At 70.0% G+C, this 17,583-nt stretch carries 16 protein-coding genes; 10 read left to right on the top strand and 6 right to left on the bottom strand.

Annotated features, from left to right (window positions below; all coding sequences use genetic code 11):
• Positions 1–1,040 (bottom strand): glycosyltransferase (locus tag R2N01_RS00935; protein WP_316667509.1); only part of this gene is annotated, 1,040 nt, incomplete at its 3' end.
• A complete protein-coding gene (locus tag R2N01_RS00930; protein WP_316667507.1) occupies positions 1,037–1,594 on the bottom strand; it encodes a hypothetical protein in 558 nt (185 codons plus the stop codon). The genes R2N01_RS00930 and R2N01_RS00935, both read right to left, overlap by 4 nt.
• Before the next feature lie 277 nt (positions 1,595–1,871).
• Between R2N01_RS00930 and R2N01_RS00925 the strand changes: the two genes are divergently transcribed.
• The 6 genes from R2N01_RS00925 to R2N01_RS00900 are packed head-to-tail and all read left to right on the top strand — an operon-like array spanning position 1,872 to position 7,797.
• A complete protein-coding gene (locus R2N01_RS00925) occupies positions 1,872–3,104 on the top strand; it encodes a hypothetical protein (protein ID WP_316667506.1) in 1,233 nt (410 codons plus the stop codon).
• The gene (locus tag R2N01_RS00920) at positions 3,101–3,682 is read left to right on the top strand and encodes a hypothetical protein (RefSeq protein WP_316667503.1); all 582 of its coding nucleotides are present in this window, start codon (positions 3,101–3,103) and stop codon (positions 3,680–3,682) included. Before R2N01_RS00925 ends, R2N01_RS00920 begins: the two co-directional genes overlap by 4 nt.
• A 56-nt stretch (positions 3,683–3,738) precedes the next feature.
• Positions 3,739–4,422 carry a Wzz/FepE/Etk N-terminal domain-containing protein gene (locus R2N01_RS00915; protein ID WP_316667501.1) on the top strand — a complete coding sequence of 228 codons (684 nt, stop codon included), beginning with the start codon at positions 3,739–3,741 and terminating at the stop codon, positions 4,420–4,422.
• Complete coding sequence (locus R2N01_RS00910; protein WP_316667500.1) at positions 4,419–5,744, top strand: hypothetical protein; 1,326 nt, start codon at positions 4,419–4,421, stop codon at positions 5,742–5,744. The genes R2N01_RS00915 and R2N01_RS00910 overlap by 4 nt, the downstream gene beginning before the upstream one ends.
• A 7-nt stretch (positions 5,745–5,751) precedes the next feature.
• Positions 5,752–7,062 (top strand): hypothetical protein, encoded by a 1,311-nt coding sequence (locus R2N01_RS00905; protein WP_316667498.1) that lies wholly within the window; start codon positions 5,752–5,754, stop codon positions 7,060–7,062.
• Between the two features lie 51 nt (positions 7,063–7,113).
• Complete coding sequence (locus R2N01_RS00900) at positions 7,114–7,797, top strand: hypothetical protein (RefSeq protein WP_316667496.1); 684 nt, start codon at positions 7,114–7,116, stop codon at positions 7,795–7,797.
• Between the two features lie 3 nt (positions 7,798–7,800).
• On the opposite strand, the gene R2N01_RS00895 is transcribed toward R2N01_RS00900, so the two are convergent.
• Positions 7,801–9,579, bottom strand: coding sequence for a hypothetical protein (locus tag R2N01_RS00895; protein WP_316667494.1), 1,779 nt, complete (start codon positions 9,577–9,579; stop codon positions 7,801–7,803).
• Between the two features lie 213 nt (positions 9,580–9,792).
• On the opposite strand from R2N01_RS00895, the gene R2N01_RS00890 reads away from it, so the two are divergent.
• Positions 9,793–10,161 carry a hypothetical protein gene (locus tag R2N01_RS00890; RefSeq protein WP_316667492.1) on the top strand — a complete coding sequence of 123 codons (369 nt, stop codon included), beginning with the start codon at positions 9,793–9,795 and terminating at the stop codon, positions 10,159–10,161.
• A 35-nt stretch (positions 10,162–10,196) separates the two neighbouring features.
• Positions 10,197–11,075: an acyl-CoA thioesterase II gene (locus R2N01_RS00885; RefSeq protein ID WP_316667490.1), complete on the top strand. Its 879-nt coding sequence runs from the start codon at positions 10,197–10,199 to the stop codon at positions 11,073–11,075.
• 11 nt (positions 11,076–11,086) lie between these two features.
• Here R2N01_RS00885 and R2N01_RS00880 read toward each other — a convergent pair whose 3' ends face one another.
• Positions 11,087–12,004 (bottom strand): sigma-70 family RNA polymerase sigma factor, encoded by a 918-nt coding sequence (locus R2N01_RS00880; protein WP_316667488.1) that lies wholly within the window; start codon positions 12,002–12,004, stop codon positions 11,087–11,089.
• Between the two features lie 368 nt (positions 12,005–12,372).
• Between R2N01_RS00880 and R2N01_RS00875 the strand changes: the two genes are divergently transcribed.
• Complete coding sequence (locus tag R2N01_RS00875) at positions 12,373–13,776, top strand: RNA polymerase sigma factor (RefSeq protein ID WP_316667486.1); 1,404 nt, start codon at positions 12,373–12,375, stop codon at positions 13,774–13,776.
• A 44-nt stretch (positions 13,777–13,820) separates the two neighbouring features.
• Here R2N01_RS00875 and R2N01_RS00870 read toward each other — a convergent pair whose 3' ends face one another.
• The gene (locus R2N01_RS00870) at positions 13,821–14,924 is read right to left on the bottom strand and encodes an iron-containing alcohol dehydrogenase family protein (protein ID WP_316667484.1); all 1,104 of its coding nucleotides are present in this window, start codon (positions 14,922–14,924) and stop codon (positions 13,821–13,823) included.
• Positions 14,925–15,078: 154 nt separating this feature from the next.
• Positions 15,079–15,276: a hypothetical protein gene (locus R2N01_RS00865; protein WP_316667483.1), complete on the bottom strand. Its 198-nt coding sequence runs from the start codon at positions 15,274–15,276 to the stop codon at positions 15,079–15,081.
• Positions 15,277–15,314: 38 nt separating this feature from the next.
• On the opposite strand from R2N01_RS00865, the gene R2N01_RS00860 reads away from it, so the two are divergent.
• Positions 15,315–17,492, top strand: coding sequence for a type IIA DNA topoisomerase subunit B (locus R2N01_RS00860; protein ID WP_399553208.1), 2,178 nt, complete (start codon positions 15,315–15,317; stop codon positions 17,490–17,492).
• The last annotated feature ends 91 nt before the right edge of the window (positions 17,493–17,583 follow it).

Raw genomic sequence — 17,583 nt, 5'->3', positions numbered from 1 at the left:
CGCCCGCCTGCTGCCAGGCGCCCGCCGGCGTCGGACAGCAGGGCGCGCACGGCGCCGGCGACCTGCCCGGTCGAGGCGTCGGTGACGATGCCCGCGCCGTGCTCGGCGACGGCCGGGGCGAGGCCGCAGGTGTCGGTCAGTACGACCGGCAGTCCCTGGCCCATGGCCTCGAGGACGCTCATCGGGTAGGGCTCGTCGACCGAGGGGAGCACGTAGACGTCGGCCGCGGCCATCGCCCTGGCGGCTTCCTCGTGCGTCGCCGGGCCCTTCCAGACCAGGCGGTCGCCGAGACCGGTCGCCGCGATCTGCGTGCGGATCGACTGGCCGACGCCCTCGTCGGGACCGATCATGACGAAGCGCGCGGCCGGGAACTCGCCGGCCAGGCGCCTGGCCATCTCGACGAAGGTGCCCGGGCGCTTGCGCTCCTGGAGACGGGCCAGGTACAGCACCGTCAGGGCGCCGCCGGTCCTGTGCTCGGGCTTCGACGCTGGCACCAGGACGCCGTTGTGCAGCTCCTCGAGCCGGAGTCCCTCGCCGAACAGCGAACGCAGGTCATCGCGCTCGCGCTCAGTGAGGTGGAAGACGCGGACGCAGCCGCGCAGGACGCGGGCGGTCATGACCCTGTCGAGCGGGACCGCCAGCGGGTTGGCGGAGGCATCGATCATGCCGTGCGTCATGGCGTGGACCGGCACCCCGGCGCGCTGGGCGATGTCGGCCGCGGGCAGCGTGACGAGGTCGCGCGCCAGATGGACGTGCACGACGTCGAACTCGCGCACGTGACGGGTCAGCCAGAGATGCAGGGCGGGGCTTGCCAGGCCGGCGAAGCCCGCCCCGGGCAGCACCCGGTGGCCGGCGAAGAGCTCCACCGGCACGCCCTCCCAATCGCCGGGGAAGCCGTTCACGAATCCGAGCCCGGCGGCGGCCAGCGTCACGTCGTGCCCGGCGGCGGCCAAGGCGCGGCACTGGTTGACGGCAACGGTCGTGGGACCGCCGTAGGCGTTGTCGGGGCTGACCGCGGCAACGATCTGGAGGATCCTCACCGGGCCCTCTCCTCGGGTCTCGGAGCCAGGACCCTCGTGTGGTCGGGAACGTCCCCGACGACCAGGGCGGTCGCGCCCACCACGACGTCCTCGCCGATGGTGACGCCGCGCAGCACGGTGGCGCGCGCGGCGATCCAGCTGCCCGAGCCCACGACGACGGGGCCGAGCTCGATCTCGAAGTGGGGGTCGTCGGCGTCGTGCGAGGCGGTGCAGAGCATGGCCTGCTGGCTGATGCACACGTCGTCGCCGATCGTGATCCGGTCGAGGTTCAGCAGATAGGCGCCGACGCCGACCCAGCAGTCGCGCCCGACGGTGAGTTTCCACGGCCAGTGGACGCGCACACCGTGACGGATCAGCGTGCCGCGTCCGATCCTCGCCCCGAAGGCGCGCAACAGGCGGGCGCGCAGCCAGGGGGGCACGAGTACCGAGCGCTGAATGGGATCGGCGACGAGAGCCCATACCGCGCACATGAGTCGTCCGCGACCTTTGTCGTAGCTCCGCCCGGTGAACTCGGCGAGCCTGTGACGGTGCGCGGAGACGGTGGAATCTGTCATGACTGGGCTGACTCCTCGCTTGATTCCAGAATTCGACAGCTAACACACAGTTTTCTTATGTTATTCTCAGAATCACTCAAGTTCCGTAGCCGAGAGCGTGATGAGAACGTGGTCTTTCTAAGATTCTAGAAAGGCGGGCGCTAACATGGCGCACGGACGGTTTTCCGCGAACCATTTCCGCGGGCCGTGGGGCACCGTCCGGCACCACCCCCCTGATTTCGTCCCTCATCATTCCCTGACGCCCTCGGGCGAGCGCAGCTGAGCGAGGAGTTCCCGCATGCGAAGTGCATTCAAGGCCATCGGCTATGGGTTGTCGGTGGTCCTGCTGGCACTGGCATCTCTCATGGTCATCCCTGCTCTTATCCGGGCTTCCGGCGATGCGGCCTATGGAGCCCTCAGCGCCGGTCAGGTCATCGGCTCGGTCGGGGCCGTCATCATCGGATACGGCTGGGGCATGGCCGGACCGGCGGTCATCGCCCGCGCCGATGCCGATGGGCGCCGCGCCGAGTACGTCGAGGCCCTGCGCACCCGCCTGTTCCTGTGCGTACCGGTCTGCTTCGCCTGCTGCGTCGTCGGGGCCGTCGTCGCCGGGACGGGCATGCGGGGCTTCGGCGCCATCGGTGCGCTGGCCCAAGCCGTCGTCGGCATGAGCGGCCAGTGGTATTTCGTGGGCGTCGTGGCGCCCTACTGGTTCCTGGTCGTCGAGACCGTTCCGCGTGTCATCGGCACGATGACCGGCTGGTTCCTCATGAACCACGCCGGGGCCGGCGCCATCGCTGGTACCGGCTGCCAGTGCCTCGGCATCGTGGTGGCCGTCGCCTCCAGCACCGCCTACATCCTGGCCAGGTTGCGCCGCGAGGGCGCCGTCGCCCGCAGGGCGCGTCCGGTCCGCGCCGTCCTGCGCGAGAAGTTCGACGGCGTGGCCGCGTCGATCACGAACTCCCTGGTCCTGTCGCTGCCAATGGTGCTGGTCTCGTTCATCAACCCGGCTGCGCGCCCGATGTTCGCCTTCGTCGACAGGGTGCAGCGCCAGATCACGGTGGCCCTCACGCCGCTGTCCACCGTCATGCAGGGCTGGGTGCCGCGCGGCGACCGGCGCGGCCGCGGCCGCAGGGCGCTGCTCTGGATGGTTCCGCTGTGCGGGCTCATCGTCGTGGGCGTGGTCGTCCTCGGTCCCCTCCTCACCGACTACCTCGGCGACGGCATCATCCGCCCGGGCCTGTTCATCACCGTCCTCATGGCCCTGTTCGTCGCGCTCGGCAGCTACGAGGCGGTCCTCAGCCGTGCGGTGCTGACCACCTTCGGCCGCCTGCGGCGCATCACCCGGGCCAACCTGGCCGGCGGCGCCTTGGCCGTCGTACTGGTCGGCGTCGGCGTCCATGTCTGGGGCGCCAGCGGCGCCCTGGTCGGTGTTCTCGTCTCGATGCTCGTACGCATCATCGACGAGTACCTGGGCGTGCGCCCCGATCTGGCCCGGACGGTCGGCGAACCCGTTGCGGAGGTCCTGTGAGTACCGCGCGCCGGCCTGAGCGCAGGATCGGGCGGGGCGGGCGCATCGGTCTGCTCGTCGCCGCCGTCCTGCTCGTCCTGGTGGTCGTCGACGTGCGCTACGTCGCCTTCCCCGCCGAGGAGGCGGCCCCCGATCACGCCGACGTCCTGTTCGTGCTCGGCCCCCACGACACCGGCCGCATCGCTTACGCCCTCCGGCTCATGGACAAGGGCATCGCCGACGAACTGGTCGTGTCCACCCCGCTCCTCGGCTCGCTGCTCCGCCCCGAGCCGAGCACCTCGTTCTGCACCGAGGAGCACCCCTATCCGGTCACCTGCTTCGTCCCGGATCCCTCCACGACGAGGGGCGAGGCCACCCAGCTCGCCCGCTGGCGGGTGGAGCGGGGGTGGGACGAGATCGTCGTGCTGACGGCCCGCCCGCATGTGAGCCGGACCCGCTACATCATGGATCAGTGCGCAGAGGGCCCGGTCACCGTCCTCGCCTACAGCGGCGGCACGACGCCTCTGGGCTGGGGGTATCAGGTCATCTACCAGGGCATCGCCTTCGTCAAGGCCGCCGTCATGGGGGCGTGCCCCTGATGCGCGCTCCTCTGCCCACCACCGAAGGGACCGACCGACACGAAGGGATCGGTGCAGTGAAGACCTCAACAATCCGTCAAGCCGTCCGCGCGCACTGGGTCGTCGTCCTCGTCGTCGCGATCGTCGGCCTGTCCGGCGGTGCCGGACGGGCCGTGCTGAGCGCACCCAGCTACTCGTCGACGGCCTCGGTGCTGATCGGTGCGGCCGATCCCGATGAGGGCGTCGAGCAGACCTACCAGTCCTCGGTGTCCACGGTGATCTCCGATTCGATGAGCACCTACTCGTCGCTGGCCACCTCCGGCGTCGTCCTCAACGAGGTCGGTTCCCGTCTCGGCCTGAACCAGTCGGCCACGGAGCTGACCGACCGCATCAGTGCCACCGTCCCGTTGAGCACCTCGATCATCGAGGTCACCGCTACCGGTGGTGACGCCGGCAGCGCCGTCGAGCTGGCCAACACCACCATCGACGTGCTCGGCGACGAGATCATCGCTTCCGGCATGAAACAGAGCTCCGGATCCCCGGCGCTCAAGGCCGTCATCATCCAGGACGGCGCCGACAGGGTCGTCGAGACCGGGCCCAGCCCCCTGACCAACGGCATCGCCGGGCTGCTCGCCGGTCTGCTCGTCGGCGTCCTCATCGCCCTCGCCATCGAGTCCGTCCTGCGCCGCGGGCGAGATGGGACTAGGGTCCCGTTGCGGCGCAGATCATCAGGAGATCAGGAGGTTGTGAAACTCTCATGAAGGCTTCTCGACGATTCTTCCTCGGCGCCGGCGCCGCCGGCGCCGTCGCCCTGGGCACGGCCGGCTGCGGCACCCAGGACCCCCCGGTCCGGTCCGTGGACGGGGCCACGTCGTCCGGCTCGTGCATCGGCTCATCGGGCCTGGTCGTCTCGAGCGGTACCCCGATCACGCCCGTCGCGAGCCCGGCCACGTCCGATCCGACCACGTCGGGCTCCGGCCCGGCCGCGTCCGACCCCGGCTCCGCGTCCGTCGACCCGACGGCCGCCTCCAGCACGGAGCCGGGCGCGCCCTCCGAACCCGAATACGCCCCGGTGACGGGCGAGGGGCTGGTCGCGACCGGAGTCGACGACACCGACACCATCGAGCGGGCCGTACGCGAAGGGCTCACCCTCGGCGAGGGCGCCTTCGTCTACCGGGGCTCCGGCATCGACGTGGCCTCCCCGGTACTGCGCGGCCTGGGCGCCGGGCGCACCTTCATCACCATCGACTCGGACTACCTCATCGACTCCGATCGGCAGTGGAGCTCCCTGTTCGTGGAGGGCGTCAGCTTCACCGGCGGCCGTGCGGTCATCCGCAACCGCTACCGGGGTGCGAATGTGACGACCATGCACGTCGTGCGCAACTGCCGTTTCGTCGGCTACGAGGAGAACGCCATCTGCCACGCCTCCTCGGACATGCCCTACTGGAAGATCACCCAGAACTACTTCGCGGCAGCCGGTTCGGAGCATTCGATCGCCGTGGCCCTGCCCGGCCTGACCGACGGGACGACGATCTCCGACAACGCCTTCGTCAACAACCGGGTGCACATCAAGCTGGGCCGCGGCGGGAACAACACGCACATCCAGAACAACGACTTCATCCAGACGGCTTCTGGGACCAGCCGGGTCGCGGTGTGGATCGTGCCGGGCGACAGGACCGTGAACGCCGGATCCGGCCTGCTCGTGGATGCGAACAAGTTCGGGAACGAGTTCGCCGACAGCTCCGACTTGCGCATCGCCTACTTGGACCAGGACGGCGATGACTTCTCCCGGGCGATGCCCTCGAGCGCCATCTCGAGCGGATACATCTCGGGCCACACCATCACGGGCTGCAACTTCGCCGGGAACGGCGACGGCTACGAGGGCGCCGTCGTGTCCGCGACGCCGAACGTCACCGACTGCTACATCGGGCCCATCACGATCTCGGGCGGCGTGCCCTCCTGCGTGCTGGCCTTCCGCCGGTCCCCGAGCGAGGCCATCCGGACGAAGATCGGACCCGTCCAGAGCGCCGAGGACGTCGCCTTCTGCAATGCGGGCGACGACATCGTCACGAAAATCGGTTGAGCCGGCCATGAGGCTGACCGTCGATCGCCTGCCGGTCCTCATCGTCGGGGCGCTCTTCCTCGTCTGCCTGCCGGTGGCCGAGTGGGTCGTCAGGCAGCCCTCCTCGGGCCAGACGGGCCCCTTCGTGAGGGTCTGGCAGGTCTACGACCACGACGCCGCCGTGCGTCTGGTCGCCGCGGTCGTGGTCGGCGCTCTCATCGTGCTCGTCCTGCCCCTGGGCGGGGGCCTGACCCTGTCCGAGGTCGCCGAGCGGGCTCGCGAACCCGTCGAGGTCCTCATGCCCGTATGGGTCCTGCTGGGCTTCGTCGTCATCGTGACGAACGCGATGGCCAAGGGCCGGTACCTCTTCTTCGCCACCGGGTACCTCCAGACGTCGGGTCCGCACACGATGGTCGTGGTGGCCAGCGCCCTCTCGCCGCTGCTGCCCATGCTGTCCGGCATGATCGGGCGCCGCCATCGCGTTCTGAGCGCGCTCTTCTTCGCCGTCTCGTTCGCGTTCATGTTCGGTTCGGCGACCCGCATTTTCTGCGGCATCGTCGTGCTCTACCTGCTGGGCCGTGTCTTCGGCGGACGGGCAGCGCCCTGGTGGGCATGGCTGGGGGGCGTCGCCTTCGCGCTGTTCGCCCTGCCCGTGCCGCTCCACAGCCGCGGCCAGGCGACCCACGGGCTCATCCCGTACTCGCGCGCCGCGATCGACCTGCTGACCGGCCCGGACTATCTGTCGTCGATCTGGGACAGCTTCGCCGAGAACATCGCATTCATCGTTCCGCTGATCATCTACTGCTCGCGGGTGCCCTGGATCACCCTGCACCAGCTGCTCGTCGAGTTGAACCCGCTGCCCTCGGGGGCGGCTGGCTGGCCCCAGATCGCCGACAAGATGCGCGTGCACACGTACATCCCGTTCTCGGCGGTGGGCGAGTGGACCTCCCTGTGGGGCGTCGCCGGCGTCGTCGGCTCGGTGATCGTCTTCGGCCTGCTCACCAGGGCGTGCCTGCTGTCGCTGGGGCGCAGTGCGAATGCCACGATGCCGATCGTGCTGGCCGGTGGCATCGCGCTGGGCGTCATCGCGGCGGTGCAGTTCTGCGAGTACAACACCCGCATGACGATGCGCATACAGGACTTCCTGGTGATGCTGGCCGTCGTGGAGCGCGTTGCGCGGCCCTGCCTCGATGCCCTGCAGGCGGGGCCGTGTCCCGGCGCCCCGCAGGTGGGACCGCGTCCCGATACGGCACGAGCGGGGCCGGCCGAACCGGGTGATGGTTCAGGGTCGCCACCGAGCTCGGACGAGATCGTCGGAGCCCCCGATCCACTAGGCTGAAGAAGCACCTGAGAGGAGCTTGCCCGGATGTCCGCTTCACGTCTTCTGAAGATGGTACGGACCCTGGCCTGGCTGCTGCCCGCCAGCGCGGCGAAGAACCGTCTGCTGACCCGCTTGGGCCACCACGTCAGCTCGAGGGCGCGCGCCGCGCCGAGCCTGGTGTGGGACGTCGACGAGTTCACCGTTGCCGATGACGCATCGGTGCTCGTCGGCAACGTGATCCGCCACCTCAGCGCCGTCGAGATCGGTGAGGGCGCGATGCTGGCGAATTTCAACCTCGTCTCGGCCCATCCCGCGTACAAGGACAGCTATCCCGAGCCCAACGGCCTCTTCCTCGAGGCCGGCGCCAAGGTGCTCAGCCGGCATCAGCTCGACTGCTCGGCGGCCGTGCGGGTGCGTTCCTTCGCCTCGATCGCTGGCCACGGTACGAACATCCTGACGCACAGCGTCGATCTGAAGCGCGACGCCCAGGCGGCCTACCCGGTGACCATCGGCGAACGCAGTTTCGTCGGCACTCGTTGCCTGCTGCTCGGCGGCGCGGAGCTGCCGCCGCACTCGGTGCTGGCGGCCGGTTCCACTCTCCTGCGCCCCGAGGGCGTCGAGCGCCCCGAGGGGCTGTACGCCGGCAGCCCGGCCGTCTTCAAGAAGAAGGTCGACGGGGCCTGGTTCCACCGGCGCCACCCGCACACGAATGATCTGTACGTGCCCAGCACGGGCAGGACGATCAGGGGCTGAGAGCTACTGCGAGGGGCCGAGGGGCTGGTCCGGCCCTCCTTGCGGCGCCTCCGCGCCTCGTGCGCGCCGGTCTGCGTCCGCCCCCGCCATGAGGGATTCGGCCGCCTCCAGGATGATCCGGCGGGTACGGGTGCGCGAGGCCTGGGCGAGCAGCGAGTGGTCGAGCGTGCGCTCGTAGTCGGCGGTGATCCGCCGCCTTCGCCGGCTGAGGCGGGCGACGGCCTCGGCGCCGCGCTCGGTGCGCCAGTGCGGAGCGTCGTCGGCGCCGATGTGCATCTCGACGGCTGTCCCCGCCGGGACCTGCTCGAGCAGGATCGCCGCGTCGTCGAGGACGCCGAGCCTGGCCAGCGCCGTCCAGACGCGGCGGGGTGCAGCCAGGCGCATCCGCTGGCGGACGCGCTTGGCGGTCTGCTTGGCGCGCTGGTACCGCGTGAGCCCGGCGAAGGCGTCCTCGACGGTGAGCGGACGGTCGACGCGCAGCCGCTGCAGATACTGTTTCAGCCAGGGGCCCTCGAGGACGTGGCGGTAGTGGCAAGCCCTGGGGTTCCAACCCGTCGGGTTGAGGATGACCAGGCGATCGATGGGTACGCGGGCGGCGGCCCGGCCGAACAGCCACATGCCGATGCACGCGCCGACGGCCATGACCGGTACGCGGGGTGCCAGACGGCGCAGCGCGCGGACGGTGCCGATGCAGTCGGCGACGCCTTGGTCGTTGAACGGATTGGGCTCGCCGTCGGTGACGCCGGTGTAGGCGTCGCCCTGGTCGTTGCGCTCGCAGCGCAGGCTGGCGGCTCCGGCCGCGGCGAGTTCGCGCGCGCTCTGCGCCCACAGGCCGGTGCCGCCGTCGCGCGGTTCCCCGCCGATGCTGGTGAAGGCGACGGTCAGCCGCGGGGGCCCGGCCGGGCGGGTCAGGACGCCGGGCATGCCATCCACGCTCACGAACTCCTCGCTGATCCTCGCGCCGCCCTGGGCGGTGCTCACGAACCTGGTGGGGGAGAACGCGACGGCGGTGGCCCGCGCTCGCGGGATCATCCCGGCGATCCGGCCGAGGCGCGCCCACGGCACCCGTGACAGGTGCGGGGCGACGGCGTACAGGCGCTCGGCCGTCTCGCGGTCCTCCTCGAGGATCACGGCCGCCCGGGCGGCCGATTCTGTCCTGAGGTCGAGCGCGCGCACGGACGCGGCCTGCTCGACGGTCCAGCGGCGGCCCGGCGTCTCGACGACGCCGTTCTCAGGGGCGATCTGCACCGAGACGTTGCGCAGCAGCTGCTGCTGGCGCAGCTGGTGGCGCCCGTCGATGGGCTCCCAATTGATGAGCCGGCTCACGGCGCCGGTATGGGCGGCGATCGCGCAGCCCAGGCGCAGGCCCAGCGTCGTCACCTCGTGCCCGGGCAGGAGCCGCGCGGCGTACCGCTGCACGCACGTCAGGTCGTCGCACCAGGCGTCGGCCGGGGCGGCCCCTTCGGAGAGGTCGTGGGAGTCGCCGTCGCCGCGCCAGTCGAAGCGCACGGCGACCAGGCCGGCACGCGCGCACGAGATCGCGAGGGCCCGCAGCGCGCGGAACGTGATGATGGACTCGCGGCCGACCGGGCCCGCGATCACGACGATGCCGGCGGCGGTTCCGCAGCTGGGGGCGTGCACCCAGGCCGCCAGATAGTCGTCGGCGCCGCCGATCCAGGTGGGGGAGCCCTGCACGCCGGGCCGCACCGGGGCCGACCGCAGCGGGGAGACGCAGGAGAGCCGGGGATGCGATGCCTCGGCCATTGCAGCGTTCTCGGACACGGGCGGTTCCATTCGTCGGCGCGTACGTGGGGGCGATTGGTCGGGTCGGTACGCTCGTCAGTACTCGGGCGCGACTGGCATGATCCTACGCCATCGGACCCCGGCGCCCTGCCACGTGCCACCCGCCCGCCGCCGGGCCCGGCCGGAAGACGCGTTGCCCGTTCAGCCGCGGTGCGGCACGATGGGGACATCCCAGTCTTCGAGGGGGGACCCATGAGTGATCGGCAGGAGACCGCCGGCGTGCGGGGGCGTCTGAGCGCTCTGTTCCCCCGCGGTATCGGGACCGCCGGGGAGAAGGGCGGCGAGTTCGTGTCCCGGGCCGCCTCGCGGCTCGACAGGGGCCTCGACGCCGCCGTCGACGGCGGCGCGGCCGCCTTCAACAAGGTGCGCAGACGCTCCGGTGAGGTCCTTGACAGGATCGACGCCTGGTCGGTCAGGGCGAGTGAGAGGGCCACCGCCGTCAGCGATCGGGTGGTCGAGGCCTCGAGCGGTCTCGCCGAAAAGGGCTCCGAACGCGTCGAGCGCCTGGGCAGACGCATCCAGGACGCCGTCGAGCAGCCCGGCGGGCCGCAGTCCACCTAGTCGATCCGCGCGCCCCGTCGTGGCAGAGTTGAACCATGCCGGCAACCACAGCTGAACTCGTTGATCTGCTGCGTCTGACCAAGGAGCCCGACAGCGTCTTCATCGGACGCCATCCGCGCACGGTGATGCAGCGCACCTATGGCGGGCAGGTGCTCGCCCAGTCCCTCATGGCCGCCTACAGCACGGTCCCCGAAGACCGGATCGCGCACTCCCTGAACTCCTATTTCATTCGTCCCGGCCAGGCCGACATCGACATCGAGTACGTCGTGGAGCCGCTGCGCGACGGGCGCACCTTCTCGGTGCGCCGGGTCACCGCCCTGCAGGACGGGCGCACGATCTTCACCGGTTCGTACTCCTTCCACGAGATGGAGGAGGGGCTGGACCACTCCGACCCGATTGCCGCGCAAGTGCCCTCACCCGACGACTGCCCCGGATTCCTCGACATCAGCGCGGAGCGCTACGGCGCCTCACCGCTGTGGCACGAGTGGGACGCCCTGGACGTGCGCTTCGCCGGCGACTCCAGCGAGGGCGGTCTCATCGAGCCGGCCAACCACCCGGCGCACATGCGGGTCTGGGTGAGGACGACCGAGGCCCTGCCCGAGGACGACAGCGCCATCCATCAGGCCGTGCTGGCCTACCTGTCGGATCTGACCCTGCTGTCGGTGACGGTGATCCCGCATTCGGTCGCCTACATGTCCCCGCACCTGCAGGTGGCCACGCTCGACCACATCATGCATTTCCACCGCGCGGTGCGTGCGGACCGCTGGCTGCTCTACGACATGCTCTCGCCCTCGGCCTCCAACAGCCTGGGCATCGCCACCGGCCGGCTCTTCCAGGGCGACAAGATGGTGGCCTCCTGCTCCCAGGAGGGCCTCATCCGGGTGATCGAGCAGGAGCGCGAGCTCCTCACCTGAAACCGGGTGGCCTAGGCGGTCTGGCGCAGCTGGTTGAGGGCTGCGCGCTCGATCTGGCGGACGCGCTCGGCGGTGATGCCCCACACGGCGCCGATGTCGGCCAGCTTGGCCTGGCGGCCGTCGAGCAGGCCGTAGCGGCGGCGCATGACGTCTGCCGAGCGCTCGTCCAGGTCCGACAGCATGCCCTCCAGGCGGGTGCGGTCCTCGGCGTCGAGCACGAGTTCGTCGGGGCCGGGCGCGGTCTCGCGGGCGATCAGATCGCCGAGCGAGGTGTCACCGTCGTCCTCGACCGGGGCGTCGAGGCTGACATGCTCGCGGGAGTAGCGGATGAGGTCGACGACCTTCGACTCCTCGACCCCGAGCTCCTCGGCTATCTCGGCCACCTCGGGCTCGCGACCCAGGTTGCGCTCCAGGTTGCGGCGCACGGCCAGGATCTGGTTGACCTGCTCGGCCACGTGCACGGGCAGGCGCACGATACGGCCCTGCTGGGCGATGCCGCGGCTGATGGCCTGGCGGACCCACCAGGTGGCGTAGGTGCTGAACTTGAAGCCCTTCGCGTAGTCGAACTTCTCGACCGCGCGGATCAGACCGGTGTTGCCCTCCTGGACGAGGTCGAGGAGCGGCATCTGAGAACGTCCGTACTTGCGGGCCACGGAGACCACCAGACGCAGGTTGGCGCGTACGAAGTGCTGCATGGCGCGCTCACCCTCCTCGGCGACGAGCTCGAACTCCTCGCGAGTGGCGTCGCTTGCGGTCTCGGCGTCCCCCCGGAGGATCGCCTGGGCGTACTGGCCGGCCTCGATGAGTCGAGCGAGCTCGACCTCTTCGGCCGCATCCAGCAGTGGCGTCTTGGCGATCGACTCGAGGTAGAGCCCCACCGAGTCCTTGCCGTCGATGCCGTCGTTGCTGCGTGCGCGAGATTTCTCCATCGGTTCCCTTCCGTCGTTCATAGTCTCTAACAATGCGGTGGGCGAAAACCATTCCAGTTGCCAGCGGAAAGTTGAAAAGAGGCGCAACCGCGGGTGAGCGTGCAACCACGGTCTGATGCCCCGGGGACTGTGGCAGGAGGCCGGCGCCGCACGCTCATGGCCCCGTTCATCAGGGTTTTCCCGCCCGGGCGGGGTCCTCGGCCCGGTGGCCGGGCCCTGGGCCGCCCCGGGCCGTCGGACGGGCGGGGCCGCGGCGCTGCCGTTTGTCGCCGGGTGACACACTTGGAGGTGGCGTCTTCTTGACGCAGGCAGACTTGAGCGTGCCCTGAATCCGGACCGGCGTTCGGGTTCGTCGAGCGCTTCACTAGTTGGAAAGGTCCCCTGTGACGGCTCCCACCAAGAACCCGGCCCAGACCTCAGAGGAAGCCGGCGCCGCGTCGGCGGAGAGGAGGGCGACTCGTCCGCGCGTCAAGAAGAGCACCACCGCCAAGGCGGCCACGGCGAAGAAGAAGTCGAGCGGGGCCTCCGCGAAGAAGACCGCCCGTCGGAGCACGGCCAAGAAACCGGCAGCGGGTGCGCGGGGCGCGGTGAGCAAGGCCGCTCTGACGAGAGCCATGGCCGGCAAGGTGGAGGGCGTCGCCGAGGCCGACGGCATCGAGGTCACCTTCGAGCGCGACGGCGACGACATCGTGGTCCGCGCCGGGGGCAAGAAGCGCACGCTCGACGACATCGACGAGTCGAAGTTCGACAAGAGCGAGGCCGAGCGGGATGAGGCCGAGATCAACGAGGACACCAGGGGCTTCAGCCTCTCCGACAAGGACGACGGCGACGAGCCCGAGCAGCAGGTGACCGTTGCCGGCGCAACGGCCGATCCGGTCAAGGACTACCTCAAGCAGATCGGCAAGGTCGCCCTGCTGAACGCCGCCCAGGAGGTCGACCTGGCCAAGCGCATCGAGGCGGGCCTGTTCGCCGATGAGCAGCTCTCGCAGCATCCCGGGAAGATCCGGGCCGCCGATCGCGAGGACTTCGAGTGGATCGCCGAGGACGGCCACCGCGCCAAGAACCACCTGCTGGAGGCCAATCTGCGTCTGGTCGTCTCCCTGGCCAAGCGCTACACGGGCCGCGGCATGCTCTTCCTCGACCTCATCCAGGAGGGCAATCTCGGCCTGATCCGCGCCGTCGAGAAGTTCGACTACACCAAGGGCTACAAGTTCAGCACCTACGCCACCTGGTGGATCAAGCAGGCCATTACCCGAGCCATGGCCGACCAGGCCCGCACGATCCGCATCCCCGTCCACATGGTCGAGGTCATCAACAAGCTCGCTCGCGTCCAGCGCCAGATGCTGCAGGACCTGGGCCGCGAACCGAGCCCCGAGGAACTGGCCGTCGAGCTCGACATGACACCCGAGAAGGTCATCGAGGTGCAGAAGTACGGCCGCGAGCCGATCAGCCTGCACACCCCGCTGGGCGAGGACGGCGACTCCGAGTTCGGCGACCTCATCGAGGACTCCGAGGCCATCGTCCCGGCCGACGCCGTGAACTTCACGCTCCTGCAGGAGCAGCTGCACGACGTGCTCGACACCCTGTCCGAGCGCGAGGCGGGCGTCGTCTCGATGCGCTTCGGGCTGACCGACGGCCAGCCGAAGACGCTGGACGAGATCGGCAAGGTCTACGGGGTGACGCGCGAGCGCATCCGCCAGATCGAATCGAAGACCATGAGCAAGCTGCGCCACCCGAGCCGCTCCCAGGTGCTGCGCGACTACCTGGACTGAACCGTTCGGACGACCGGCCCCGTCGACGGGCCGGGCCCGCCCGGTCACCGCCGAGCCGGGGAGGCCTCGTGGTCGGCCGAGTACGCGTTCAGGTCGAGCAGCGCCCGGCGGACCATGTCGTAGGTGATCTCGTAGGGGGCCTCCTCGGGCCTGACGAAATCCATGATGCGCTCGGCGAATTCGTCGATGCGCTCGGGCCCGACCGAGACCTGAGTGGTTCTGGTAGGCAGACCGAGGGAGGCGTTGAGCCCGTGGAAACGGTCGCGCTCGGCGAGCTGCCCGTCGAGGGTCAGCAGCACCAGGACGCCGAAGCTGACGACCTCGCCGTGCAGATGACCGGAGACGTTCGGCATCCTCGTGTGAGCGTTGTAGACCGCGTGCGCGAATGAGGAGTTGAACTGATGCTTGACCAGCACGCTCGTCAGGCCGGTGGTCACCAGGATGTTGAGGGCGATCTCGCGCAGGGCCTCAGTGGCCTCGTTCCGGTCGGCGTCGGCCAAGGCCTGCGCGCCGTGGGCGAACAGCGGGTCGGCCTCGTGGCGGGCGATGTCGACGCCGACGCGGTCGGAGTGCCCCAGGTCGAGGCCGCGCGAGCTGAACGGGCTCTCGACCTGCTTGCTGAGGGCGTCGCCGATGCCCGCCCACAGGTAGACGGTGGGGGCCTTGGCGATGATGTCCGTGTTGATGAAGGTGTGCTCGGCCGGGCGCTCGCGGAAGACGTACCTGCTGAACGAGTGGTCCCGGTGGTAGATCACGCCGACGCGCGTCACGGCCGCGCAGGTGGAGGCGATCGTCGGGAAGGTGAGGAGCACCTTGCCGGCCTGGATGGCCAGCAGCTTGCACAGGTCCATCATCTTGCCCCCGCCGACTGCGAAGATCATGTCGGCGCTGCGCACCTCGCCGGTGGACTGCAACTCGTCGGCCTTCTCCTGGGTGGCCTCGTCGCCGGCGACGAGGGAGCCGGTGACGGCTGTGGGGGAGCCGGCCAGGGCCTCGCGGATCCTCGGTCCGGCTGCGGCCATGGCCCGCTCGCCCCCGATGATGACGGCACTGGTCCCGTAGGCGGCGACGGTCTCGGGGACAGCGGCGTAGGCGTCGGCACCGCCGATCGTCCAGTTCGGCAGATAGGTGCTGGAGGTGCTGCTCATTGTCGGCCTTTGCTCGCTGGGCCGCCATCGGGGCGGATCCGGGCAAGACTAACCCGCCGGGACGGGCGCCGGGCCGGACGGTCATTCCACGGATGACCCCTCTCTGCGCTGAGGACGCGACGGGGCGCGCGGGAGCGACCGTGCCGGGGCCGGGTCAGCTGAGGAGCGAGACGTCGCCCTCGAGGCGAACGGCGACTTCCCTGATCTTCTCGGCGTGCGCCCGGGCGTGGTGTGCACAGAACAGAAGCGTGCCGCCGCTTGCGAGACTCACGCGGAGATGAGCCTGCGCACCGCACCGGTCGCAGCGATCGGCTGCGGTCAACTGGGTGTTTTCAACAACAGGCGTGCTCACGTCTCCACAGTACGCGCCGGGGACAACTTGGTATGCGAATGCGTCGGACCGGCCCCGGGCGCGGGGCGGCTGCGGCCTGCCGCTCGTCGGAATCGTCGGCGCTCGCGGATAGACTCCCGCTCGTGCCTACATCTACGATCAGCAAGAGCCCCGAGGGCTCCGGCGCCGCGCGCTCCTACGGCGCGAAGAACCTTCTCGTCCTCGAGGGGCTCGAGGCCGTCCGCAAGCGCCCCGCCATGTACATCGGCTCGACCGACACGCGCGGCCTCATGCACTGCCTGTGGGAGATCATCGATAACGCGGTCGACGAGGCGCTGGCCGGCTTCGGCGACCGCATCAGGGTCGAGCTGCGCGCCGACGGGTCGATCCACGTGGCCGATGGCGCGCGCGGCATACCCGTCGACGTCGAGCCCCGCACCGGCCTCGCCGGCGTCGAAGTTGTCTTCACCAAGCTCCACGCCGGCGGCAAGTTCGGCGCGGGCTCCTACGGCGCCGCCGGCGGCCTGCACGGCGTGGGGGCCTCCGTCGTCAACGCCCTGAGCTCCCGGCTCGACGTCGAGGTCGACCGCGGCGGGGCCACCTGGGCGATGAGCTTCCAGCGGGGCGTCCCCGGCGTCTTCAGCGGCGAAGGCCCCGACGCCGGCTTCACCCCCGGCGGCGGCCTGCGCAAGACCGGCAGGGTCAGGAAGGGCGTTACCGGCACGCGCATCACCTACTGGCCCGACCGCCAGGTCTTCCTCAGGGACGCCCAGCTGTCCATCGAGCGGCTCGTCGAGCGGGCCCGCCAGACCAGCTTCCTGGTGCCCGGCCTCGAGATCGTCATCGACGACGAGCGCGGCGCCGAGCCCGTCGTCGAGTCCTTCCGGCACGAGGGCGGTATCAGCGAGTTCGCCGACTTCCTGAGCGTCGGCGAACCCCTCACCGAGGTGCTGCGCCTGCAGGGCTCCGACTCGTTCGTCGAGACCGTTCCGATGCTCGACGCCAAGGGCGTCATGACGCCTACCGACGTGGAGCGGCGGCTCGACGTCGACATCGCCGTCGTCTGGGACAACGGCTACGAAACCGTCGAGCGCTCCTTCGTGAACATCATCGCCACTCCCAAGGGCGGCACGCACGTCCAGGGCTTCGAGCGCGGTCTGACAAGGGCGTTCACTGCGGGGCTGGATGGCACGCGCCTGCTCAGGGCCGGTGATGACGTCCTCAAGGAGGACATCCTGGAGGGGCTCACCGCCGTCGTCACGGTGCGTCTGCCCGAACCTCAGTTCGAGGGCCAGACCAAGGAGGTGCTCGGCACCCCGCCGGTCACCCGCCTGGTCGCCAGGATCGTCGAGAGCCGGATGGAGGAGTACCTCGGGTCCACCAAGCCCGCCGTGCGCGCCCAGGCCCGCATGCTGATGGAGAAGGTCGTCAACGCCTCGCGCACCCGCAGGGCCGCCCGCGCCCACCGCGAGAACCAGCGCCGCAAGAACGCGCTCGAGTCCAGCTCCATGCCGCCCAAGCTGAAGGACTGCCGCAGCGTCGACGGCGAGCGCAGCGAGCTGTTCATCGTCGAAGGCGACTCCGCCCTGGGCACCGCGCTGCGCGCCCGCGACAGCGAGTTCCAGGCGCTGCTGCCCATCCGCGGCAAGATCCTCAACGTCCAGAAGGCCTCGCTCGGCGACATGCTGAAGAACCTGGAGTGCTCCTCGATCATCCAGGTGGTCGGCGCGGGCTCGGGCGCCAGCTTCGACATCGACCAGGCCCGCTACGGCAAGGTCATCTTCATGGCCGATGCCGATTCCGACGGCGCCCACATCCGCTGCCTGCTGGCCACGCTGTTCTTCCGCTACATGCGCCCGATGATCGAGGCGGGCCGCGTCTACAGCGCCGTCCCCCCGCTGCACCGCTTCGAGCTGACGAACCCGCGCAAGGGCATGGAGAGGTACGTCTACACGTACTCGGACCCCGAGTACCAGCGGAAGATGGCCGAACTCACCAAGAAGAGGATCCGCTTCAAGGAGCCCCAGCGCTACAAGGGCCTGGGCGAGATGGACGCCGACCAGCTGGCCGACACCACCATGGACCCGCGCCACCGGATGCTGCGCCGTATCGCCATCGACGACGCCGAGGACGCCTCCAGGACCTTCGAACTGCTCATGGGCAACGAGGTGGCCCCGCGCAAGGAGTTCATCGTCGCCGGCGCCTACCAGCTCGACGAGGACCGCATCGACGTCTGAGTCCCGGACCGTTCGGCGCGCCGGCGGTCGGCCCGCCCGCCGGGCTCCGCCAACCACACCGCCTGTGCGCGGCCGATCACGGGCCCCGGTC

The sequence above is a fragment of the uncultured Propionibacterium sp. genome, assembly GCF_963539965.1.
Classification (GTDB): Bacteria; Actinomycetota; Actinomycetes; order Propionibacteriales; family Propionibacteriaceae; genus Propionibacterium.
The sequence above is the reverse complement of the archived record's forward strand: the minus strand, read 5'-3'. Positions and strand labels throughout refer to the sequence as shown.

Bases quoted from the DNA above. Each gene is read 5' to 3' on its own strand.
- R2N01_RS00930 (WP_316667507.1), bottom strand. From the start codon at position 1,594: ATGACAGATTCCACCGTCTCCGCGCACCGTCACAGGCTCGCCGAGTTC.
- R2N01_RS00925 (WP_316667506.1), top strand. From the start codon at position 1,872: ATGCGAAGTGCATTCAAGGCCATCGGCTATGGGTTGTCGGTGGTCCTG.
- R2N01_RS00910 (WP_316667500.1), top strand. From the start codon at position 4,419: ATGAAGGCTTCTCGACGATTCTTCCTCGGCGCCGGCGCCGCCGGCGCC.
- R2N01_RS00905 (WP_316667498.1), top strand. From the start codon at position 5,752: ATGAGGCTGACCGTCGATCGCCTGCCGGTCCTCATCGTCGGGGCGCTC.
- R2N01_RS00900 (WP_316667496.1), top strand. From the start codon at position 7,114: ATGGTACGGACCCTGGCCTGGCTGCTGCCCGCCAGCGCGGCGAAGAAC.
- R2N01_RS00890 (WP_316667492.1), top strand. From the start codon at position 9,793: ATGAGTGATCGGCAGGAGACCGCCGGCGTGCGGGGGCGTCTGAGCGCT.
- R2N01_RS00885 (WP_316667490.1), top strand. From the start codon at position 10,197: ATGCCGGCAACCACAGCTGAACTCGTTGATCTGCTGCGTCTGACCAAG.
- R2N01_RS00880 (WP_316667488.1), bottom strand. From the start codon at position 12,004: ATGGAGAAATCTCGCGCACGCAGCAACGACGGCATCGACGGCAAGGAC.
- R2N01_RS00870 (WP_316667484.1), bottom strand. From the start codon at position 14,924: ATGAGCAGCACCTCCAGCACCTATCTGCCGAACTGGACGATCGGCGGT.
- R2N01_RS00860 (WP_399553208.1), top strand. From the start codon at position 15,315: ATGCGTCGGACCGGCCCCGGGCGCGGGGCGGCTGCGGCCTGCCGCTCG.